This is a genomic window from Sphaerisporangium siamense (genome assembly GCF_014205275.1).
Taxonomy (GTDB): domain Bacteria; phylum Actinomycetota; class Actinomycetes; order Streptosporangiales; family Streptosporangiaceae; genus Sphaerisporangium; species Sphaerisporangium siamense.
The window spans coordinates 2,622,917-2,643,796 of the sequence record NZ_JACHND010000001.1 but is presented as its reverse complement, the minus strand read 5'-3'; the positions used below and the strand labels follow the sequence as shown (position 1 = coordinate 2,643,796).

Here is a 20,880-nt window from a genome sequence, read left to right as displayed (position 1 = left end):
CCTATATTGACAGCCATGAGCGATACGGCACAGCTGGCCTCCGACGCCGGCAGCCGCGACCCCGCCGTCGGCCTCCGCGCCGTACGGGCGCTGCGCGTCCTGGTGGAACGCCTGGAGGCGCTCCAGGTCGAGAGCGCCCGCGACCAGGGCTGGTCGTGGCAGGAGATCGCGGTCCTGCTCGGCGTGAGCAGACAGGCGGTTCACAAGAAGTACGCGGGCGGCCGCGGTCTACTCAGACGGGAGAAATGACGATGTTCGAGCGGTTCCAGGCGAACGCCCGCCAAGTGGTCGTCCAGGCCCAGGAAGAGGCCCGGCTGTTCGACCACGACCACATCGGCACCGAGCACCTGCTCCTGGCCCTGCTGCGGCAGCCCGACTCGGTCGGCGGCAGGATCCTGACGCGGCACGGGCTCGACCACGACCGGGCGCGCGACATGATCACACGGCTCCTGGACGCCTCCGCACCGGAACGGCTGGACGCTCAGGCCCTGGAGGCCATCGGCATCGACCTCGACGTGGTCCGCGAGAAGGTCGAGGCCGTGTTCGGCCCCGGCGCCCTCGACCGGGAGCGCCGCCCCCGCCGCGGCAAGCCCTGGTTCCTCGGCGGCGACCACATCCCCTTCAGCGGCCGGGCCAAGAAGGTGCTGGAACTCTCCCTGCGCGAGGCCATCGCCCTCAAACACAACCACATCAGCGACGCCCACATCCTCCTCGGCCTGCTCCGAGAGGCCGACGGCCTCGCCGCCCGCGTCCTCACCGACACCGGCCTCGCACCCGACTCCCTACGCGCCGAAATCCGCGCCGAACTCGCGTAAGCCCGCCCTTCCCGCCCCCTCTGCCATCGCCGTCGCCGGGATTTGTTGCTGTGGCCCGGCATGATGATCGCCGGAACCCCTCGGAGCACGGCCGGAAGAGAAAACGTCTAGGAAGTCACCAAGTCACCCTGGCAGACGGCAATGGCATCGCCTACGACCATCTAGCCGGAGGCTTACTCACTTCTGTGGGCGCGCTGGGACCGCCCGGTTGGGCGGTGTGTCGCGGGTGTCCCAGCGCGTGCTGGCCAAGCGGCGTTCGGTCATCGTGAGCAGATCGAAGATCTCTCGTGCCAGGTACCCCGTGGTGTTTCTCTCGACCTGCTTGGGATGGAGAATGCGCGCCTTCGCGAGCTCTTCCAGCGCCTGACGCGCCGCCGGATGAGTAACCGACAATAGGCGCTCGACCGTGCGCGCCGTCACCACGGGGACGGCCGGCAGCAAGTCGCGAAGGCGTTCGACGGCGGAACCCGCACGTGGAACCGCTCTCAACCCTTGTGATCTACGGAAGGCGTAATGGCGCTCGCACCACTCATCATGCAGTTCCGTCAACGCGTCGGCGAACTCCTTCGCCTGTTCGACAGCTGTCGTAGCGGCCGCGATGAAGACCCGCAGCCAGGAGCCGAGCGCCGAGCGAGCTTCGACAGTGGAGGGGGCGCCGACATAGCGATACGCCGTCAACCCGGCGACGTACCGATCGGACTGCGTAAGTAGCACGAGGCTGATCGGGAGAATGGCATTAGGGGTCAAACCACGTCGCGCGAGCACCGTGTGGATGAGGGCCCGCCCGACCCTGCCGTTTCCATCGGTGAAAGGGTGGATCGTCTCGAACTGCGCGTGCACGATGGCCGCCTGGACGATGGGAGCGTGGTGCGCGCCGTTCATGAAGGCCACGAGGTCGTCCATGAGCGGTGCCACCTGCTCAGGCGGAGGAGGAACGAACTCCGCGTCCAAGGGATGCCATTGGCCGCCGCCGATCCAGTTCTGTACCTGCCGGAGGCCGTGTTGCCTCTCGTCCGGCAGCAACACACGATGAAGATCCACGATGTGGGCAACGGAGAGCACATCGGCGCCGACAAGGTCGGTGACAGCCCGACGCAGCGCGGTCACATTGTTGGCGACCAATCGCGCCGTCGCGGTGAATCCATGCGAGACGCCGGCATCCGAACCGGCGAGTTCCGCGAGCGCCACCTGTTGGGGCGACACCTGGAGCCCTTCGATACGGGACGACGCGATCGCCTCCGATCTCAGGAGGAAGCGCGCCAAACCATCTACACCGTGACTTGCCGGGTGTGCAATCAAAAGCCGGACAAGGCGCTCGGCCTCCGCCGCCGCCTCGGCGATCTCGGGTGGCATGGCGACCTGACGTCCGAGGAGCCGATCAGGGACATAAGCGCGATAGATACCCCCACGCCGGTCACGCTTGCCAGGCGCGTCCCAGGCCACCGGCCACGATGCCTCTAGGTAATCGGCCACGGTTGTATCCTTTCACGCACCGGCCGAGCGTGAAAGGATAAGCCTTATCCTTTCACGAGCCTTGCATTCGCGTAAGGATGCGGCACCTCGCTAGCCCCCGTCGGCACGGCTGGTTTGGATGTGCCCTTGTCTGGGGGGCCTGTCAGAGTTTGAGGCCGATGCCGCCCGTGATGAGGCGGTCGGTTGTGGTCAGGGGGCGGCCGGATGGGGTGTCGGGGTGGAAGTCGGGGAGGTGGACGACGCCGGGGGTCAGCAGCGTGGTGCCGTCGAAGTAGCCCGTGATCTCTTCTATGGTGCGGAACCTTCCGGTGCCGAGCACGCCCAGGAACGCCTGTTCCAGCGCCGCGGCATCGGGGGCCGAGGAGCAGAAGTGAGTGATGAAAAGCGGGCTGCCGGTGGGGGCGGCGCTCAGGTAGGCGTCCACGATCGCCTTGGGGCTCTCGTCGTCGTGCAGGTGGTGCAGGATGCCCGCCAGCACGAGGGCGACGGGCTGCGTGAAGTCGATGACCTTGCGCAGGGCGGGGTCGTTGAGCACGCTCTCCGGGTCCCTGAGGTCGGCCTCGACGACCGCCGTGCCGCCGTCGCCGGACAGCAGCGACCGGCTGTGCGCCCGCACCATCGGGTCGATGTCCACGTAGACCACCCGGGCCTCGGAGACCGAACGGCCCGCGACCTGGTGGGTGTTCTCGGCCGTCGGCAGCCCCGAGCCCAGGTCGAGGAACTGCCGGACGCCGAGCGTCCCGGCCAGGTACCCGATCCCGCGCCCGAGTGCCCGCCTGTTCTGGATCGCGACGTCGCAGATCTGTGGGCACGCCTCGCGCAGCGCCGCGACGACGGCCCGGTCGGAGGCGAAGTTGTCGGTGCCGCCGAGCAGCGCGTCGTACACGCGGGCGATGGTGGGACGGCCGGCGTCGACACCCGGCGGCACAGGCCGTTCGTAGTCGTTGGCGCTCACGCGCCCTCCCTTCGACACTGCGCGTGCTCCTGCCCGCCACCATAACCGCTACATGACGTGTCCGATGCACTACTGAGAGAGAACGCCTAGCGTGGACGCGGTTCAAGCGATGAGCAGGCGGAGGCCGAGATCTGCCGCGTCGAGGGCGGCGAGGTCGCTGTTGCGCTCGGCCCACCGGCCGGAGTCGAGGTCGTCGCCGAGGCTTCGCACCGCCCGCTGCTCGGCCTCCGGCCCGACCCTCGTCCACACCGACATCGCACGGCGCACGTCATCCTCCAGATACGCCTCCGGTCGGCGCCAGTACGCCTCGAACAGGCCATCAGCGCAGTCCCACGGGATGGGCACCGGCTCAGCGCGGGCGCCGATCGCGTCGACCATCCCGGTAAGCGAGGGAAATTCCGCGAGGACGGCCGCGAACTCGGGCAAATAGTCGCGGGTAAGCCAGAACCGGTCCTGCCATCCGGGCTCGTCGGTGTCGAACGTGAGCACCACCACGCGGTGGGCCACGCGCCGCATCTCGCGCAGCCCTGCTATCGGGTCCCCCCAGTGATGAACGGTGGAGACGGCCATCGCGACGTCGAAGGACCGGTCCTCGAACGGCAGGCTCTCCGCGGCGGCGGCCACGCACGGCGCCGCGCCGGCAGGCCGCTGCCCCCGCATGACCGCCGATGGCTCCACCGCGGTCACGTCGCGATCAGCAGGCTCGTAGGAGCCGGTGCCGGCCCCGACGTTCAGCACCGTCCGCGCGTCGCCGAGCGCGTCCCAGATCCGCGCGGCGATCCGCGGCTCGGTACGCCGTGTCGCGGTGTAAGCGCTGCCGATCGCGTCGTACAGCCGTGCACCGAGCATCTCTAGTTGCTCCTTCGGCGTCACCTTCAGTCCCTTCGCCCGTGCCTCAAGTTCCCTGTCGATGGCCGCCACCATGGCGTCAGCGTGATCACGCCGCTCCAGCAGCAGGCCGCGCAGTCGGCGCAGGTGCGCGACCGCGTCGGTGGACGGGTCGCCGACCAGTTCCGCGACCTCCCGCAACCCGAAGCCCAACCGCCGATAGGCCAGGACCTCCCGCAGCCGCTCCACGTCGCCCGCCGAATAGGCCCGGTACCCGGCCGCGGTCCGCGCCGACGGCCGGACGAGCCTGATCTCGTCATAGTGATGCAGCGTGCGGACGCTCACGCCGGCCAGCTCGGCTACGTGTCCCACGGTCCAGTGCTCCTCCATGGCACCGAATATGCGGCCTGACGCCACGTGAGGGTCAAGTGCCTCACGGACTGCGGCATCGACGACGACCCCACCGACCCCTTCGTGGCGGCGGCACGTTGACTTTGTCGCAAAGTTTGACGCACCATATTGCTACAAAGCTTGCGACAAAGCCTGCGACCAGGGAGGCGCCATGACTCGTGAACCATCACCGGACGCCGGTCCGCCGACGCGTGCGGCCGACCTGCGCCTGGCGGGCGAGTGGCTGGCCCGGCACGACCTGGCCGGAGCTCGCCCCACCCCGCTGCTGGCCAGCCGGCTGGTGGTCCGGAGACAGGCCCGCCTCGCCGCTCACGTCATCCTGGGGGTGCTGATCATCGCGAGCGCCCTCGCCAGTGTCGCCTTCCTCGGACCTCAGCCGCAGCACCCGCTGCAGCTACCGGCCCTGACCGTCGTCGTGGCCGGACTGCTGCTGGCGCAGTCGCTGCTCGACTGGTGGGTGCGACGCGTCGACCAGCGGGCGGGCGCGACGCTGTCCCGCAGGGCCGCCCATCTGATCCAGCCCGGCTGGCGGGCCGTGCTCGGCCGGCCGTACGCCGTCTTCACGGTCGCCACCTTCGCCGGTGCGATGGCGCTGACCGGGAGCGCCCTGGCCGTTCCCGACCCCACCGTGCGGCGGCCGGCCGTCGTCCTGTTGATCGGCATGCTCGGCGCGACCGCCATCTTCGCCCTGCAGCTACGCCATCTGCTCAGGCACCCGGTCGTGGCGGAGGACGAGGAGTCGCTGACCGCCGATGTCATCATGCGCGTCGAAGACGCCCGCGTCCTCGCCACGCCGAACGTGCAGTGGTCACTGCCCATGGTGCTGCTCTTCGGCACCGCGCCCGGCTGGTGGAGCGCCGCTTCGGTCGCCTACCTGCTCCTGGGCCTGGTCGCCTTCATCGCGCTCAACACCAGGACGCCGTCGAGCGCGACGGTGGCCCGGCAGGCGATGAGCAACCGATGATCATAATCGACGCGGCCTCGCCGGTACCGCCCTTCGAGCAGCTACGGGCCCAGCTCGCCCGGCAGATCCAGGACCGCACGCTGGCCGTGGGCGCCCGGCTGCCGACCATCCGCCACCTCGCGGCCGACCTCGGCCTGGCCGTCAACACGGTCGGCCGGGCCTACCGGGAGCTGGAGGAGGCGGGGTTGATCGAGACACGCGGACGGGCGGGCTCGTTCGTTTCGGCCGCCGGCGAGGAGGGCCGGGAGCGGGTCCGCAGGGCCGCCGCCGACTACGCGGCCGTAGTGGCCGGCGTCGGCATCGACGCGGGAGAGGCGATCCGCATCGTGCAGGCGGCCCTGACATCCCGCGGCGCAGCACCGACCCCGTCATGACCGCGAACCGTCCAACGCCTTCGCCGACCGCCTGACCAGGCCCTCCACCCACATCCCGCCGAACGACGAGCCCCTGCCGGACTTGTACGCCTAGTGCCACAGACGCTCCGAGTGCCTCATCACGATCTCCGTGGTGGACATTGGCATGGGCCGTACATGTCGCTCACCACGAATGTGGCGGCGTGATCGCCGGACGACAGGCGCCAGCGCGCCCAGACCGTCTTACCGGAGCCGTCCGGTGGGCGCGTGACGCCATGGTCGTGGGCGAGGGCGGCGACGATGGCCAGGCCTCGGCCATGGAGGGCTTCGACGGCCAGGTTGAGGTGTCGCGGCAACTCGCGGCCGTGGTCGGTCACGCGCACACACAAGTCCTGGCGGGTCGACCAGAGCGAGAGGCGGATCGGCGGCTCGCCATGGGTGACGGCGTTCGCGAGCAGTTCTCCCACGACGAGAACCACGTCGTCCACGACCTCTCCCGCCCCCCAGTGGGTGATCACGTCCTTTACCAGACGGCGAGCCTTCCCGATCATCGGCAGGTTGTCGGGCAGATCCCAGCAGACGGTACGCAGACCGTCCGGCGCTGCTCCCATGACACTCCTCGGCGTGGTCCTGTTGCGCGACCGGCGAGCGGATCACCATGTCCCGGCCGCATTCCGACCTTCCCCGTACGGGCGTGCGGCAGGTGGGGACGTGGGTCTCCGAAACCCATTCGCTCGCTCAACGTAAGCACTAGTGTGCACAGAGTTAGTGCGTCGCGAAGCCAAACCAAGTGAACTAGTTCAGTTTTTCTGCGTGACAGGCACCCGTCCCAGGTCACAGATGGAGGGAAACATGAGTCCTCGCACCAGTCCCACCGCTCGCCGCAGGCGACTGGCGGCCGAGCTTCGGCGCCTGCGAAAGGAGGCGGGACTGACTCGGGAGCAGGTGGCGGAAGTCATCGGCTGCGCACCGGCCACCATCACGCGCTTCGAGATCGCCCGCTCCGGACCTCGCGTGGGCGAGGTGGCACTCATGCTGGAGTTGTACGGGATCACCGGAGCGCAGCGGGACGCCCTGCTCAAGATGGCCAAGGAAGCGCGCAGACGTGGTTGGTGGCATCCGTACAGCGGCGCGATCCCCACCTGGTTCGAGACGTACGTGAGCTTGGAAGAGGAAGCCGCGACGATTAGGGCGTACGAGTCGGAGTGCGTACCAGGGTTGCTCCAGACAGCCGGGTACATGCGGGCGGTGACCCTTGCGGAACCGGTCGTACCTGGCGCTGAGGAGATCGATCGCCGGGTGGCCGTACGCATGGAGCGTCAGGCCAGACTCAGTGGTGACGAGGCACCTGCGATCTGGGCCGTGCTCAACGAAGCGGCCGTGCGCCGGCAGGTGGGTGGCAGGGAGACGATGCGGGACCAACTGGAGCGACTCATGGAGGTGTCACGGCTTCACAACGTCACGCTCCAAATCCTGCCGTTCGAGGCCGGTGCTCATCCAGGTATGGACGGCGCCTTCACCATTCTCGGCTTCCCCGAGAGCATGGATCCGGACGTCGTATATGTCGAATACCGCGCAGGGAGCCTCTATCTAGAAGGCCGGACAGAGGTTGATACTTACAACCTGATGTTCGATCACCTACGCGCTCGTGCGCTCAGCCCTGACGAATCCCAGGCACTGATCGCGAAGGTTCACCAGGACCTCCGGTGACACCGCCTGGCAGAGCAGATCGGATCCGTGATGGACGCTTTCGCGATCAAGTGGCGGAAGAGCAGTCGGAGCAGTGGCCAGGGAGGCAACTGCGTAGAGGTGGCCTTATCGAATCCGATCGCCGCCCGTGGTGGATCCGGCGGCCCACGTCGCTTGGTGCGGGATTCCAAGCGTCCAGATGACATCGTGCTGGCATTCTGCCCCGCAGGGTGGTACGACTTTCTCCGGGCCATCAAGGACGGGTCCTTAGGGTCCTGACCGCGGTTCTCTTGGCCAATGACGCGAGGACCGGCGTTGCCGGTCGCGGCGAGGGCATGGGGAACACAGGCCGAGCCGGAGGCGGGGGCCGTTGGGCCGCAGGCCCTGGGAAAACAGCCTGAGCGGAGCGAAGACCTTTTTGAGGCCGGAGGCCTGATGTGCTTTAGGCCGGAGGCTTGACGTACCCAAGGCGGAGGACCTGGCGTACGTAAGGCCGGGCCCCTGGTGGTTCCAGGGCCCGGCGTTGGGGTGTTACTTGGCGGCCTTTAGGTAGTCGCGGTTCATTTGGGTTATTACGTCGAGGGAGATGCCCTTGGGGCAGACGGCGGTGCATTCGCCGGTGTTGGTGCAGCCGCCGAAGCCCTCCAGGTCCATCTGTTCGACCATGGCGAGGGCGCGGGAGTCGCGTTCGGGCTGGCCCTGAGGTAGCAGGCCCAGGTGGGTGATCTTGGCGCCGGTGAAGAGGGAGGCCGAGCCGTTGGGGCAGGCGGCGACGCAGGCGCCGCAGCCGATGCAGGTGGCGGCGTCGAAGGCGGCGTCGGCGTTCTCCTTCTTGACCGGGACGCTGTGGGCGTCGGGGGCCGAGCCGGCGGGGACGGAGACGAAGCCGCCGGCCTGGATGATGCGGTCGAAGGAGCCGCGGTCGACGACCAGGTCCTTGATGACGGGGAACGGCGCGGCGCGCCACGGCTCGATGGTGACGGTGGCGCCGTCCTCGAAGTGGCGCATGTGGAGCTGGCAGGTCGTGGTGGCCCGCTGCTCGCCGTGCGCGACGCCGTTGATGACCATGCCGCACATGCCGCAGATGCCCTCGCGGCAGTCGTGGTCGAAGGCGACCGGGTCGTCCCCTTCGAGGATGAGCCGCTCGTTGAGGACGTCGAGCATCTCCAGGAAGGACATGTCCGGGGACACGTCCGTGACCTGGTAGGTCACCATGCGCCCCGAGTCGCCGGGGCCGTTCTGCCGCCAGACTTTGAGGGTCAGGTTCACTTGTAGCTCCGCTGGGTCATCTTGACGTACTCGTAGTCGAGCTCTTCCTTGTGCAGGACGGGCGTGCCGTCCCGGCCGTACTCCCAGGCGGCGACGTAGGCGAAGCCGTCGTCGTCGCGCAGCGCCTCGCCGTCCTCGGTCTGGGACTCGGCGCGGAAGTGCCCGCCGCAGGACTCGGTGCGGTGCAGGGCGTCCAGGCACATCAGCTCGGCGAGGTCGAAGAAGTCGGCGACCCGGCCGGCCCGCTCCAGGGCCTGGTTGAGCCCTTCCTCGTCGCCGGGGACCTTGACGTTCTTCCAGAACTCCTCGCGTAGCTCGGGGATGCGGTCGAGGGCCTTGCGCAGGCCCTCCTCGGTGCGTTCCATGCCGCAGTGGTCCCACATGAGCTTGCCGAGCTCGCGGTGGTAGGAGTCGGCCGTGCGGGTGCCGCCGACGGACAGCAGGCGGCCGATCTTGCCGGTGACCTGGCCGAGGGCCTCGTCGACGTCGGCCTTCTCGACCTCGCCGAAGGGTCCGCCGGCGAGGTAGTCGCCGATCGTGGTGGGCAGGACGAAGTAGCCGTCCGCGAGGCCCTGCATGAGGGCGGAGGCGCCGAGGCGGTTGGCGCCGTGGTCGGAGAAGTTGGCCTCGCCGATGACGAACAGGCCGGGGATGGTGGACTGCAGGTCGTAGTCCACCCACAGCCCGCCCATGGTGTAGTGGACGGCGGGGTAGATGCGCATGGGCCGGGTGTAGGGGTCCTCGCCGGTGATGCGCTCGTACATCTCGAAGAGGTTGCCGTACTTCTTCTCGACGGCGTCCTTGCCGAGGCGGGCGATGGCGTCGGCGAAGTCTAGGTACACGCCGAGCCCGCCGGGGCCGACGCCGCGGCCCTCGTCGCAGACGTTCTTGGCGGCCCGGGACGCGATGTCCCGGGGGACAAGGTTCCCGAAGGCCGGATAAATCCGCTCAAGGTAGTAGTCGCGGTCGGATTCCGGGATGTCGCCGGGCGCACGGGAGTCCCCGGCCTCGACCGGCACCCAGACCCGCCCGTCGTTGCGCAGCGACTCCGACATCAGCGTCAGCTTCGACTGGTAGTCGCCGCTGACCGGGATGCACGTCGGGTGGATCTGCGTGTAGCAAGGGTTCCCGAAGTACGCGCCGCGCCGGTGCGCCCGCCAGATCGCCGTGGTGTTGCACCCCTTGGCGTTGGTGGACAGGAAGAACACGTTGCCGTACCCGCCGGTGGCCAGCACGACCGCGTCCGCGAGGTGGGTCTCGATCTCGCCGGTGACCAGGTCGCGGACGATGACGCCGCGCGCCCGCCCGCCGCTGACCACCAGGTCGAGCATCTCGTGCCGGGTGTGCATCTCGACGGTCCCGGCCGCGATCTGGCGCTCCAGGGCCTGGTAGGCGCCGAGCAGGAGCTGCTGGCCCGTCTGCCCGCGGGCGTAGAAGGTCCGGGAGACCTGCGCGCCGCCGAAGGAGCGGGTGTCGAGCAGGCCGCCGTACTCGCGGGCGAACGGCACGCCCTGGGCCACGGCCTGGTCGATGATGTTCACGCTGACCTGGGCGAGCCGGTAGACGTTGGACTCGCGGGCGCGGAAGTCGCCGCCCTTGACGGTGTCGTAGAACAGGCGGTGGATCGAGTCGCCGTCGCCCCGATAGTTCTTGGCCGCGTTGATGCCGCCCTGCGCGGCGATGGAGTGCGCGCGCCGGGGGGAGTCCTGGTAGCAGAACGACTTGACCTTGTAGCCCAGCTCGCCGAGGGTCGCCGCGGCGGAGCCGCCGGCGAGCCCGGTGCCCACGACGATCACGGTGAGCTTGCGCTTGTTGGCGGGGTTGACGAGCTTGGCGGAGAAGCGGCGGGTGTCCCAGCGGTCCTCGATGGGCCCGGCGGGGGCCTTGGTGTCGCGGATCGGCTCCCCGGTCGTGTAGTTCACTTCACAGCTCCGATCATCACGGCGATGGGAACGGACACGAACCCGAGGATCAGCACGGCGGAGCCGGCGGCGGCGACGGCGCTGAGCAGGCCGCGGGCCCGGCCGCGGGTCAGCCCGAGCGTCTGGAAGGCGCTCCACAGGCCGTGGCGCAGGTGCAGCCCCACCATCACGAGGGCCAGGATGTAGAAGGCCGTCACCCACCACCGGGAGGGGTCGAACCCGGCGACGACGCGGTCGTACGGGGAGGCGTGGAAGCCCTTGGGGTTGACGGTCCCGAAGGTCAGGTCGAGCAGGTGCCAGACGACGAACAGCAGGATGATCACGCCGCCGTAGCGCATGGTGTGGACGACGTAGCCGCCGGCCTGCGACTTGCGCCGGGCCGCGTACTTGACGGGGCGGGCCTTGGCGGCGCGACGGGCCAGCGAGACCGCCGACCACATGTGCAGCACGACCGCGGCGACCAGCGCGATCTCGGTGAGGGTCAGCAGCGTGCGGCCGGGCACGGCGGGCTCGCCGACGGTGCGCAGCCATTCGGCGTAGGAGTTGAACGACTCCGCGCCGAGGAAGATCTTGAGGTTGCCCAGCATGTGACCGATGAGGAAGAGCACCAGCACGGCGCCGGTGACCGCCATGACGGCCTTCCTGCCGTTGGAGGTGCGCAGCAGGCCCGGCCCGCGCCGCGCCGGCGTCCTCGGCGGATCGGGGTGGCGGCGGACCTCGGCGGTGGCCATGCCTCGTTCGATGGTGGATGTCACATCCATCGACGCTAAGTAAGGCGGGGATAAGGCGTCCAAGTCATCGGCCGCCTCGTGTCGATAGCCGGAGGCTATGCACCGTGGCCCTTCGGGTCATCGGACGTTCCGACCCCCCGGGCCGATGCGAGCAATCTCACACCCGCATGCCGCCCGCGAGCGGCGGCGACGCCCACCGTACGCTGTGGACCGTGCAGCTACAGCAACTGGCCTCGTTCGTGGCTGTGGCGGAGACCGCACACTTCACGCACGCCGCCGAGCGGATGCGGCTCGCCCAGCCGTCCCTGAGCAAGCAGATCAAGGCGCTGGAGGCCGAGCTGGGCGCGCCGCTGTTCAGCCGCGCCCGCGGCAACGTGACGCTCACCCCCGCCGGCGAGCTGCTGCTCCCCCTGGCGCGGCGCATTCTGGCGGACGCCGAGACCGCGCGCCGCGAGGTGGCGGAGCTGGCCGGGCTGGGCCGGGGCCGGGTGCGGCTCGGCGCGACGCCGTCGCTGTGCGCGGGGCTGCTGGCCGAGGCGCTGGCCCGCTTCCACGACGACTATCCGGGCATCGACCTGCTGGTGGAGGAGGGCGGCTCGCGCGACCTGGTCCGCGACCTGGCGCGCGGCCAGCTCGACCTGGCACTGATCATCCTGCCCCTGCAGAGCAGCGACCCTTCGCTGGTGACCGAGGAGATCCTGCGCGAGAACCTGGTGGTCGCCTCACCCGCCGGAACACGTCCGCGCCGGCCGTACGTGCGGATCGAGGAGCTGCGCGGCCGGCCGATGGTGATGTTCCGCCGGGGGTACGACCTGCGCGAGGCGACGCTGAACGCCTGCCGCCAGGCCGGTTTCGAGCCGCGCTTCGCCGTCGAGGGCGGCGAGATGGACGCGGTGCTGCGCTTCGTCGAGGCCGGGCTCGGGGTCGCGGTGGTGCCGTCGATGGTGCTGGACGGGCGGCCCGGCCTGGCGGGCACCCCGCTGGCCCCGCCGGGCCTTCGCCGCGCGGTCGCGCTCGCCCATCGCAAGGATGTCGAGCCCATCCGTGCGGCCCTGGCGTTCCGCGCTACGCTGCTCTCCTATCTGTCCGAGGCAGCCGAGGAGGGGTCTCTGCCGCAGGGTGTCGAGCTGAGCACTCCTCCCGCAGAGCTGTGACATGCGCGCGACAGCAACAGCGATTTCGAATGCTTCATGCCTTAAGTCACGGTTTTGTACATTCATGCGTCGGGGCGACTTTCGCTATATGGTGCAGGTCAACAGGCAAGGTCAACCCACACTTCATAAGAGGCACCAGTGACCGCGCTCTCGCCCGGCACGCCGGCGGCGCCGACCGAGATGCAGACGATCCTCTTGATCGAGGACGACGCGGGCGACGCGTTCCTGGTCGAGGAGCTGCTGGCGACCACTCCTGCGCCCCCCAAGATCATCTGGGCGCGCAGCATGGCCGAGAGCCGCGACCGGCTCACCGACCAGGTCCAGTGCGTGGTGGTGGACCTCTCGCTGCCCGACGCCTCGGGCCTGGAGGCGCTGCAGCAGGTCATCGCCATGGCGCCCGACACGGCCGTGCTCGTGCTGACCGGCCTCAACGACGCGCACGTCGGCGTCGAGGCCGTCGCGGCCGGCGCCCAGGACTACCTGGTGAAACAGGACGTCGACGAGCGCCTGCTCGCCCGGGCCATCAGCTACGCCATCGAGCGCAAGCGCGCCGACCTCACCCAGCGCAAGCTCGCCGAGGCCCAGCACTTCAGCCGCGAGAACACCCGCCTGGAGCACGGCCTGCTGCCCGTCCCCCTGCTCGACCACACCCAGGGGCTCCAGCACCACGCGCGCTATCTGCCAGGACGCCGGCAGGCCCTGCTCGCGGGCGACTTCTGGGACACCGTGCAGACCCCCGACGGCGCGGTCCACGTCGTGATCGGCGACGTGTGCGGCCACGGCCCCGACGAGGCGGCGCTCGGCGTCGCCCTGCGCATCGCCTGGCGCGCGCTCGTCCTGGCGGGCCACACGGGCAACGACCTGCTGGCCACCCTGGAGACCGTGCTGCGCAACGAGCGCAAGTCCCCCGAGATCTTCACCACCCTGTGCACGGTGACGATCGAGCCCGGCCTGCGCCACGCCGACCTGCACGTCGTCGGGCACCCGCCCCCGCTGTTCCTGCGCGGCGACATCCACCAGGGCATCCTGGACGTCGTGCCCGACGCGCCGTCCGGGCCGCCGCTCGGCATCTTCCGCGACATCGAGTGGGCCACGATCCGGCTGCCGCTCGGCGACGACTGGGCGCTGCTCCTCTACACCGACGGGCTGATCGAGGCCACGGTCGGCGGCGGCCCCGACCTGCTCGGCACCGAGGGCCTCATGAGCCTCATCCGTGAGCAGGGCGAGATCGACCTCGACCGCCTGATCACGGCCGTCCAGGACATGCACAGGGACGAGCTGAGCGACGACCTCGCGGCCGTGCTGATCGGCAGGAGGCCGACGTGACCCACCTGTCTCCCCTGCCGGCCCCGGCGCCGCCGAAGGGCTTCGGCCGCCTGCCGCTCGGGCGGTGGTTCCTCGTCGCCGGGGTGGCGACGATGCTCGCCTTCGTCGTCGGCGCCGCCCTCACCGTCATGACGATCAACGCGACCCGCCTGGACCGCGAGTCGCTGGTCGACGTGATCGACCCCGCCGTCCTGCACACGCTGGAGGTCTCCACGGCGCTGTCGGCGGAGGAGAACTCGATCCGCACTTACGGGCGCACCAACGAGACGCAGTACCTCCAGGACTACCGGGCGGCCCAGCAGGCCGAGACGGCGGCGTTCGCCAAGCTATCCGCCCTGGTCGCCAGGATGCGCGGTGAGACGCCCCGCGCCGACCTGCGGCGCCTGGCCGAGACCGCCGCCGCCTGGCGGCGCGACTACGCCGACGTCGTGATCGCCAAGGTCCCCGAGCTCAAGCTCCAGACCGCCACCACCTACGCCCAGGTGAACACCCAGCGTCTCGCCGCCGTACGGGAGGCGCTCGCCGCCCAGCAGCAGACGCTCGGCCGCATGCACGACGAGGGCAGCGCCCGCCTGGAGGACGGCTGGCGCACGGTCTACTTCGTGCTGATCGGGCTGGCGCTGGTCTTCGTGGCCGCCGCCGTGATGTTCACGCTGATCGTCAGGTACGTCGTGCTGCGGCCGATCCACCAGCTCACCCACCAGGTGCGCGCCGTCACCCTCGGCGAGTTCGACCGCGAGCTGCAGGTCGACAGGCCCGCCGAGCTGGCGGAGCTGTCCGGCCGCGTCGACGCCATGCGCGGGCGCATCCTGCGGGAGTGGCGCCGTACCGCCGAGGCCCGGCAGCAGCTCGCCGACCAGGCCGTGGAGCTGCGCAGGTCCAACGCCGAGCTGGAGCAGTTCGCCTACGTGGCCAGCCACGACCTGCAGGAGCCGCTGCGCAAGGTCGCGAGCTTCACCCAGATGCTGGAGCAGCGGTACGGCGACCAGCTCGACGACCGCGCCAAGCAGTACGTCGCCTTCGCCGTGGACGGCGCCAAGCGCATGCAGCTCCTGATCAACGACCTGCTGGACCTGTCGCGGGTGGGCCGCGTGGGCGGCGAGAAGGCGCCGGTCAAGACGCAGCGGGCGCTGGACGTCGCCCTCGCCAACCTGGCGGCGAAGATCGAGGACACCGGCGCGACCGTCACCCACGACGAGCTGCCGGAGATCCACGGCAACCAGGTGCTGCTCACGCAGCTCTTCCAGAACCTCATCGGCAACGCGCTGAAGTTCCGCTCCGAGGAGCCGCCGCGCGTCCACATCTCCGCCGAGCCGCGGGACGACATGTGGGAGTTCGCGTGCACCGACAACGGCATCGGCGTGGAGAGCAAGTACGCTGACCGAATCTTCCTGATATTTCAGCGCCTGCACCCACGTGACGTGTATCCCGGCACCGGCATCGGCCTGGCACTGTGCAGGAAGATCGTCGAGTACCACGGCGGCAAGATCTGGCTCGACGACCCGGCGCCCGGCCGTCCGGGGACCACCTTCCGCTGGACACTGCCCGCTTCTGGAGACACGGATGAATGACATGCGCTGGATCGACGTCCTGCTCGTGGAGGACGACCCCGGAGACGTCCTGCTGACCCAGGAGGCCTTCGAGCACAACAAGGTGCAGAACAAGCTGCACGTCGTCAGCGACGGCGAGCAGGCCATGGCCTTCCTGCGCCGGGAGGGGCAGTACGCCGACGTGCCGCGGCCGGACCTGATCCTGCTCGACCTCAACCTCCCCCGCAAGGACGGCAGGGAGGTGCTGGAGGACATCAAGGCCGACGCCGAGCTGCGCAGCATCCCCGTGGTGGTGCTGACGACCTCCGAGGCCGAGGAGGACATCCTGCGCAGCTACCGCCTCCACGCCAACGCCTACGTGGCCAAGCCGGTGGACTTCGACCAGTTCATCAGGGTGGTACGCCAGATCGATGACTTCTTCGTGACAGTCGTTAAACTGCCTAGGAGTGGGCAGCGGCCCTGAGCCTGACAACGACGTGATGGGAATCACACGAGGTCGGTCGAAAAAGTCAGTGACCCTGTCCACACGCAGGGTTCCAGCCGTCGTAACGTAGCCCCACCCGGCACGCGCGCGGCTGCGACCGGCGCGGAGCATACTGCGCGCGGCACCCAGCCAAACGTGAAAGCCCGGCCCTCCGTCCCACGCGGCGCCCAGGGCCGGGGAAGGTGGAGAGTTCTCCCATGACCCAGACAACGGCCGGTCGGCCGACCAGCGAACCGGCGCAAAGGAAGCAACGGGCGCAGATCGGCGCCCGCACCCTGCGCACGGATCGATGGTGGCTGGCTCCGGCCATCACATTCGCGGCGTTGGCGTCGTTCCTCGCCTACGGGCTCTGGGCGGTATTCGACAAGAGCTACTTCGTCGAACCCTATATCGCCCCCTTCTCGTCGCCCTGTCTCGCGACCTCCTGTCCCGAAGGCGCCAGGTTGTTCGGCCTCGCCCCCTTCGGCGACTGGTGGGCGCTGCCGCCCGGCATCCTGATCCTCGGCTTCCCCGCCGGGTTCCGTTTCACCTGTTACTACTACCGCAAGGGCTACTACCGCGCGTTCTGGCTGTCGCCGCCGGCGTGCGCGGTGGCCGAGCCCCACAAGAAGTACACCGGTGAGACCCGCCTGCCGCTGATCCTGCAGAACATCCACCGCTACTTCTTCTACATCGCGGTCGTGTTCGCCGTGATCCTCACGTGGGACGCGGTGCTGGCACTGCGCGACGAGCACGGCGAGTGGGGGCACTTCGGGCTCGGGACCGCCATCCTGTTCATCAACGCCGCGCTGATCTGGGCCTACACCCTGAGCTGCCACTCCTGCCGTCACATCACGGCCGGCCGACTCAACCACTTCTCCAAGCACCCGCTGCGCTACAAGATGTGGACCTTCGTGTCGAAGCTCAACCGCCGGCACATGCTGCTCGCCTGGCTGTCCATGTACTCGATCATGATCGCGGACCTGTACGTGCGGCTCGTCGCCAAGGGCATCATCAACTTCCCGCTCGCTTAAGGATCATCCAGTGGAAATCGAGCGTCACGAATACGACGTCGTCGTCATCGGAGCGGGCGGCGCCGGGCTCCGTGCGGCGATCGAGGCACGGCAGCAGGGCAAGCGCACGGCCATCGTCTGCAAGTCGCTGTTCGGCAAGGCGCACACCGTCATGGCCGAGGGCGGCGCCGCCGCCGCCATGGGCAACGTCAACTCCGCCGACAACTGGATGGTTCACTTCCGTGACACCATGCGCGGCGGCAAGTTCCTCAACAACTGGCGCATGGCCGAGCTGCACGCCAAGGAGGCCCCGGACCGCGTCTGGGAGCTGGAGGCCTGGGGCGCGCTGTTCGACCGCACCAAGGACGGCAAGATCAGCCAGCGCAACTTCGGCGGCCACGAGTACCCGCGCCTGGCGCACGTCGGCGACCGCACCGGCCTGGAGCTGATCCGCACGCTGCAGCAGCGCGTCGTGGCCCTCCAGCAGGAGGACGAGAAGCTGCACGGCGACGCCGAGGCCTACATCAAGGTCTTCGCCGAGTGCACGATCACCAAGCTGCTGAAGGACGGCCCCGGCGAGGACGCCGCGATCAGCGGCGCGTTCGGCTACTGGCGCGAGACCGGCCGCCTCATCTGCTTCGACGCGCCCGCCGTCGTGCTGGCCACCGGCGGCATCGGCAAGTCCTACGTGGTGACGTCCAACTCCTGGGAGTACACCGGGGACGGCCACGCGCTGGCGCTGCTGGCCGGGGCCAAGCTGATCAACATGGAGTTCATCCAGTTCCACCCGACCGGCATGGTGTGGCCGCCGTCGGTGCGCGGCATCCTCGTCACCGAGTCCGTCCGCGGCGACGGCGGGGTGCTGCGCAACTCCGAGGGCAAGCGGTTCATGTTCGACTACATCCCCGAGGTGTTCAAGGACAAGTACGCCACCACCGAGGAGGAGGCCGACCGCTGGTACGACGACCAGGCCAACAACCGGCGTCCTCCGGAGCTGCTGCCGCGTGACGAGGTCGCGCGCGCGATCAACTCCGAGGTGAAGGCGGGCCGCAACTCCCCGCACGGCGGCGTCTTCCTGGACGTGTCGAGCCGCCTGCCCGCCGCCGAGATCATCAAGCGGCTGCCGTCGATGCACCACCAGTTCAAGGAGCTGGCGGACGTCGACATCACGGCCGAGCCCATGGAGGTCGGCCCGACCTGCCACTACATCATGGGCGGCGTCGAGGTGGACGCCGACACCGGCGCGTCCTCGGTCCCCGGCCTGTTCGCGGCCGGCGAAGTGTCCGGCGGCATGCACGGCTCCAACCGCCTCGGCGGCAACTCCCTGTCCGACCTGCTGGTGTTCGGCCGCAGGGCGGGCGCGGGCGCGGCCGAGTACGTCGACGGCCTCTCCGCCCGTCCGGTGATCACCGACGAGACACTGCAGGAGGCCGGGGCCGAGGCCCTGGCGCCCCTGTCGCGGAGCGGCGGCGAGAACCCCTACGAGGTCCACCACGAGCTCCAGCGCACCATGAACGAACTCGTCGGCATCATCCGCAAGGCCGAAGAGATCAAGGAGGCCCTGGGGGTCGTCGAGAAGCTCAAGGAGCGCGCGGCCAACACGGGCGCGCCGGGCGGGCGCATCTACAACCCCGGCTGGCACCTGGCGATCGACCTGCGCAACATGCTGCTGGTGTCGGAGTGCGTCGCCCGCGCCGCGCTGCTGCGCCAGGAGAGCCGCGGCGGCCACACCCGCGACGACTACCCGGCGATGTCGGCCGACTGGCGCCGCAAGCTGCTGCGGTGCGCGCTGGGCGCCGGCGGCGACGTCTCCGTGGAGGAACAGGCGCAGCCCGCCATGCGGGACGACCTGATCACGCTGTTCGACCGGGCGGAGCTGAGCAAGTACCTGACCGCCGACGAGATGACGGCGTTCGACGCCCTGGTGAAGGAGTCCTGATGGGTTACAAGGCCAAGTTCCGCGTCTGGCGCGGCGAAGGCGGCGAGGGCAAGCTGGAGGACTTCGCCGTCGAGGTCAACGAGGGCGAGGTCGTCCTCGACGTGATCCACCGCCTGCAGGCCACCCAGGCGCCCGACCTCGCGGTCCGGTGGAACTGCAAGGCGGGCAAGTGCGGCTCGTGCTCCATGGAGATCAACGGCAAGCCGCGCCTCGGCTGCATGACGCGCATGTCCACCTTCACCGAGGACGAGACGATCACCGTCACGCCGATGCGCACGTTCCCGGTCATCAAGGACCTGGTGACCGATGTGTCGTTCAACTACCAGAAGGCGCGCGAGATCCCGTCCTTCACCCCGCCGGACAGCGTCAAGCCCGGCGAGTACCGCATGCAGCAGATCGACGTCGAGCGGTCCCAGGAGTTCCGCAAGTGCATCGAGTGCTTCATGTGCAACAACGTCTGCCACGTGATCCGCGACCATGAGGAGAACAAGCCGGCCTTCGCCGGGCCGCGCTTCCTCATGCGGATCGCCGAGCTGGACATGCACCCCTACGACGTGGCGGACCGCAAGAACGCCGCGCAGGAGGAGCACGGCCTCGGGTACTGCAACATCACCAAGTGCTGCACCGAGGTGTGCCCCGAGCACATCAAGATCACTGACAACGCGCTGATTCCGATGAAGGAGCGCGTCGTCGACCGGAAGTACGACCCGCTGGTCTGGCTCGGCAACAAGATCTTCAAGCGGCCGGGCTCGCAGAGCTCCTCGGGCTCCAAGACGAGCTAGCGCACGTCCACGACGGGCCGTCCACCGACCGGTGGGCGGCCCGTAGCGCGTCTCAGGGCTCGCAGCGCGTCTTCAGGGACGGGGCAAAGCGCGGCTCAGGTGTTCCCGGGGCCGGTGGCGGGCTTCAGGAGCGGCGGAACAGGCCGCGGCGCTTGGGCTTGGGCAGCGGGCCCTGCACGGTGGTGGCCTGCTCGCCGGGAACCTGCCCCTGGGGCGCCACGGGCGGCGTCTGCCCGGTCATGGGGAAGGTCGCGGTCGCGTCGGCGCGGGGCCACGGGTCGGCCGGGCCCGCGGGCGGGACCGTCTGCCCGGGCGTCATCGGCATCCCGGTCGCCGGGTCATAGAAGCCGGCGTACGGGTCCTGGTAGGGCGCGGCCGGGTAGCCGTGCACCGGGACGAAGCTGATGATCGGCGCGTACGTCGTGCCCGCGTGGTAGATGGGCTGGCCCGGCATGGGGTAGGCCCCCGGGAAGTCGCCACGGTGCCGGCCGGGCACGCGCGGCCCGGCCTTCTGGACGGCCGCCGCGTGCGCCATCCTGCGGAGCCGGCCCTCGAAGATCAGCACGCCGAGCATCACCAGCACGGCCAGCAGCACCCCGGGAATGGCCAGCTTCCTGCTCAGCGTGAGCTGGTCGTACTCCGGCGACGCCTTGCGGATCACGATGGGCACCGAGTCGGGCGTCGGATCCTCGAAGGCCATGTTCGCCGGCTCGGAGACGTCCGGTGTCGGCGTCGGCGTGGGCGAGGCCAGCTCCAGCATCACCTGGGGGTCAGGGGTGGAGGCCTCGGGCGTCGGCTCGGGGCTCGGCACGATCGGCTGGTTCGTGGGGATCACCGGCGCGGCCGTGGGGAGGGGCTCCTGCGTCGGCGGGGGCGCGATCGGCGTGGTCTTCGTCGCCGACGGCTTGGGGGGCTTCGGGGACTTGGTCGTCGTGCGCGGCTTCGGGGTGACCGTGCGGGTCTTGGTGACCGTCGGGTCGGGGCTCTCCGTGATCGTCACCGTCACGGTGGGCTCCGGCTCCTCCTGCGGCTCCTCCGGGATGTCGGTGATCGTCGGGTCGCTGGGCTCGACCACCTGGGTCGGATCGGCCAGGGCCGCCTGCGCCGCGTTCGCCCGGGGAGAGGTCAAGGGCGCCGTCGCGAGAAGCACGGCGCCCGTCAACCCTAACGAGGCGACGACCGCGGACACGGTCGTCACACGCGCGCGTCCATTCACCGTTGCCCTCCGCCTGAAACCGACTTC

Annotated in this window: 21 protein-coding genes; 13 read left to right on the top strand and 8 right to left on the bottom strand. The window is 69.4% G+C overall.

Annotated elements, in window-relative coordinates:
• Window positions 1–15 precede the first annotated feature (15 nt).
• Complete coding sequence (locus BJ982_RS12270; protein ID WP_184879672.1) at window positions 16–249, top strand: helix-turn-helix domain-containing protein; 234 nt, start codon at window positions 16–18, stop codon at window positions 247–249.
• Window positions 250–251: 2 nt separating this feature from the next.
• Entirely contained in the window at window positions 252–815 is a 564-nt protein-coding gene (locus BJ982_RS12265; RefSeq protein ID WP_184879670.1) for a Clp protease N-terminal domain-containing protein, read from the top strand.
• A gap of 177 nt (window positions 816–992) precedes the next feature.
• Here the strand turns inward: BJ982_RS12265 and BJ982_RS12260 are convergent, their stop codons facing one another.
• The 3 genes from BJ982_RS12260 to BJ982_RS12250 form a co-directional block, all read right to left on the bottom strand.
• The gene (locus BJ982_RS12260) at window positions 993–2,288 is read right to left on the bottom strand and encodes a Fic family protein (RefSeq protein WP_184879668.1); all 1,296 of its coding nucleotides are present in this window, start codon (window positions 2,286–2,288) and stop codon (window positions 993–995) included.
• A 142-nt stretch (window positions 2,289–2,430) separates the two neighbouring features.
• Window positions 2,431–3,243: an SAM-dependent methyltransferase gene (locus BJ982_RS12255; protein WP_184879666.1), complete on the bottom strand. Its 813-nt coding sequence runs from the start codon at window positions 3,241–3,243 to the stop codon at window positions 2,431–2,433.
• A 102-nt stretch (window positions 3,244–3,345) separates the two neighbouring features.
• Window positions 3,346–4,461 carry a MerR family transcriptional regulator gene (locus BJ982_RS12250; protein WP_203959177.1) on the bottom strand — a complete coding sequence of 372 codons (1,116 nt, stop codon included), beginning with the start codon at window positions 4,459–4,461 and terminating at the stop codon, window positions 3,346–3,348.
• 172 nt (window positions 4,462–4,633) lie between these two features.
• Here BJ982_RS12250 and BJ982_RS12245 point away from each other — a divergent pair, with 172 nt between their 5' ends.
• Complete coding sequence (locus BJ982_RS12245) at window positions 4,634–5,446, top strand: hypothetical protein (RefSeq protein ID WP_184879663.1); 813 nt, start codon at window positions 4,634–4,636, stop codon at window positions 5,444–5,446.
• Window positions 5,443–5,820, top strand: a complete 378-nt coding sequence (locus BJ982_RS12240; protein WP_184879661.1) for a GntR family transcriptional regulator — start codon at window positions 5,443–5,445, stop codon at window positions 5,818–5,820. Before BJ982_RS12245 ends, BJ982_RS12240 begins: the two co-directional genes overlap by 4 nt.
• A gap of 119 nt (window positions 5,821–5,939) precedes the next feature.
• Here BJ982_RS12240 and BJ982_RS12235 read toward each other — a convergent pair whose 3' ends face one another.
• Window positions 5,940–6,410 carry an ATP-binding protein gene (locus BJ982_RS12235; protein WP_184879659.1) on the bottom strand — a complete coding sequence of 157 codons (471 nt, stop codon included), beginning with the start codon at window positions 6,408–6,410 and terminating at the stop codon, window positions 5,940–5,942.
• Window positions 6,411–6,651: 241 nt separating this feature from the next.
• Here BJ982_RS12235 and BJ982_RS12230 point away from each other — a divergent pair, with 241 nt between their 5' ends.
• Together BJ982_RS12230 and BJ982_RS12225 are read left to right on the top strand one after the other, a co-directional pair.
• Entirely contained in the window at window positions 6,652–7,509 is an 858-nt protein-coding gene (locus tag BJ982_RS12230; RefSeq protein ID WP_184879657.1) for a helix-turn-helix domain-containing protein, read from the top strand.
• Window positions 7,510–7,539: 30 nt separating this feature from the next.
• Window positions 7,540–7,767, top strand: coding sequence for a DUF397 domain-containing protein (locus BJ982_RS12225; protein WP_184879655.1), 228 nt, complete (start codon window positions 7,540–7,542; stop codon window positions 7,765–7,767).
• Window positions 7,768–8,019: 252 nt separating this feature from the next.
• Here BJ982_RS12225 and BJ982_RS12220 read toward each other — a convergent pair whose 3' ends face one another.
• From BJ982_RS12220 to BJ982_RS12210, 3 genes are read right to left on the bottom strand one after another with little or no spacing between them, the layout of a single operon-like run.
• Window positions 8,020–8,757 (bottom strand): succinate dehydrogenase/fumarate reductase iron-sulfur subunit, encoded by a 738-nt coding sequence (locus tag BJ982_RS12220; RefSeq protein ID WP_184879652.1) that lies wholly within the window; start codon window positions 8,755–8,757, stop codon window positions 8,020–8,022.
• Window positions 8,754–10,679 (bottom strand): fumarate reductase/succinate dehydrogenase flavoprotein subunit, encoded by a 1,926-nt coding sequence (locus BJ982_RS12215; RefSeq protein ID WP_184879648.1) that lies wholly within the window; start codon window positions 10,677–10,679, stop codon window positions 8,754–8,756. Before BJ982_RS12215 ends, BJ982_RS12220 begins: the two co-directional genes overlap by 4 nt.
• Window positions 10,676–11,440: a succinate dehydrogenase cytochrome b subunit gene (locus BJ982_RS12210; protein WP_260413754.1), complete on the bottom strand. Its 765-nt coding sequence runs from the start codon at window positions 11,438–11,440 to the stop codon at window positions 10,676–10,678. Before BJ982_RS12210 ends, BJ982_RS12215 begins: the two co-directional genes overlap by 4 nt.
• 182 nt (window positions 11,441–11,622) lie before the next feature.
• On the opposite strand from BJ982_RS12210, the gene BJ982_RS12205 reads away from it, so the two are divergent.
• The 7 genes from BJ982_RS12205 (at window position 11,623) to BJ982_RS12175 (ending at window position 19,637) form a co-directional block, all read left to right on the top strand.
• On the top strand, window positions 11,623–12,564 hold the full coding sequence (locus tag BJ982_RS12205; protein WP_184879645.1) for a LysR family transcriptional regulator: 942 nt from the start codon (window positions 11,623–11,625) through the stop codon (window positions 12,562–12,564).
• Window positions 12,565–12,702: 138 nt separating this feature from the next.
• A complete protein-coding gene (locus tag BJ982_RS12200) occupies window positions 12,703–13,890 on the top strand; it encodes a PP2C family protein-serine/threonine phosphatase (protein WP_239123082.1) in 1,188 nt (395 codons plus the stop codon).
• Complete coding sequence (locus BJ982_RS12195; RefSeq protein WP_184879642.1) at window positions 13,887–15,461, top strand: sensor histidine kinase; 1,575 nt, start codon at window positions 13,887–13,889, stop codon at window positions 15,459–15,461. Before BJ982_RS12200 ends, BJ982_RS12195 begins: the two co-directional genes overlap by 4 nt.
• Window positions 15,454–15,903, top strand: coding sequence for a response regulator (locus tag BJ982_RS12190; RefSeq protein ID WP_184879639.1), 450 nt, complete (start codon window positions 15,454–15,456; stop codon window positions 15,901–15,903). Before BJ982_RS12195 ends, BJ982_RS12190 begins: the two co-directional genes overlap by 8 nt.
• Window positions 15,904–16,121: 218 nt before the next feature.
• Window positions 16,122–16,937 carry a succinate dehydrogenase subunit SdhC gene (gene sdhC, locus BJ982_RS12185; protein WP_184879636.1) on the top strand — a complete coding sequence of 272 codons (816 nt, stop codon included), beginning with the start codon at window positions 16,122–16,124 and terminating at the stop codon, window positions 16,935–16,937.
• A 10-nt stretch (window positions 16,938–16,947) separates the two neighbouring features.
• Window positions 16,948–18,855 (top strand): fumarate reductase/succinate dehydrogenase flavoprotein subunit, encoded by a 1,908-nt coding sequence (locus BJ982_RS12180; protein WP_184879633.1) that lies wholly within the window; start codon window positions 16,948–16,950, stop codon window positions 18,853–18,855.
• On the top strand, window positions 18,855–19,637 hold the full coding sequence (locus BJ982_RS12175; protein ID WP_184879630.1) for a succinate dehydrogenase/fumarate reductase iron-sulfur subunit: 783 nt from the start codon (window positions 18,855–18,857) through the stop codon (window positions 19,635–19,637). Before BJ982_RS12180 ends, BJ982_RS12175 begins: the two co-directional genes overlap by 1 nt.
• A gap of 124 nt (window positions 19,638–19,761) precedes the next feature.
• Here the strand turns inward: BJ982_RS12175 and BJ982_RS12170 are convergent, their stop codons facing one another.
• Window positions 19,762–20,835 (bottom strand): hypothetical protein, encoded by a 1,074-nt coding sequence (locus tag BJ982_RS12170; RefSeq protein WP_184879627.1) that lies wholly within the window; start codon window positions 20,833–20,835, stop codon window positions 19,762–19,764.
• Window positions 20,836–20,880 lie beyond the last annotated feature (45 nt).

Coding starts and splice junctions, on each gene's coding strand:
- BJ982_RS12175 (WP_184879630.1), top strand. CDS start 18,855: ATGGGTTACAAGGCCAAGTTCCGCGTCTGGCGCGGCGAAGGCGGCGAG.
- BJ982_RS12245 (WP_184879663.1), top strand. CDS start 4,634: ATGACTCGTGAACCATCACCGGACGCCGGTCCGCCGACGCGTGCGGCC.
- sdhC (WP_184879636.1), top strand. CDS start 16,122: ATGACCCAGACAACGGCCGGTCGGCCGACCAGCGAACCGGCGCAAAGG.
- BJ982_RS12240 (WP_184879661.1), top strand. CDS start 5,443: ATGATCATAATCGACGCGGCCTCGCCGGTACCGCCCTTCGAGCAGCTA.
- BJ982_RS12270 (WP_184879672.1), top strand. CDS start 16: ATGAGCGATACGGCACAGCTGGCCTCCGACGCCGGCAGCCGCGACCCC.
- BJ982_RS12225 (WP_184879655.1), top strand. CDS start 7,540: ATGGACGCTTTCGCGATCAAGTGGCGGAAGAGCAGTCGGAGCAGTGGC.
- BJ982_RS12210 (WP_260413754.1), bottom strand. CDS start 11,440: ATGGATGTGACATCCACCATCGAACGAGGCATGGCCACCGCCGAGGTC.
- BJ982_RS12265 (WP_184879670.1), top strand. CDS start 252: ATGTTCGAGCGGTTCCAGGCGAACGCCCGCCAAGTGGTCGTCCAGGCC.
- BJ982_RS12250 (WP_203959177.1), bottom strand. CDS start 4,461: ATGGAGGAGCACTGGACCGTGGGACACGTAGCCGAGCTGGCCGGCGTG.
- BJ982_RS12235 (WP_184879659.1), bottom strand. CDS start 6,410: ATGGGAGCAGCGCCGGACGGTCTGCGTACCGTCTGCTGGGATCTGCCC.
- BJ982_RS12190 (WP_184879639.1), top strand. CDS start 15,454: ATGAATGACATGCGCTGGATCGACGTCCTGCTCGTGGAGGACGACCCC.
- BJ982_RS12230 (WP_184879657.1), top strand. CDS start 6,652: ATGAGTCCTCGCACCAGTCCCACCGCTCGCCGCAGGCGACTGGCGGCC.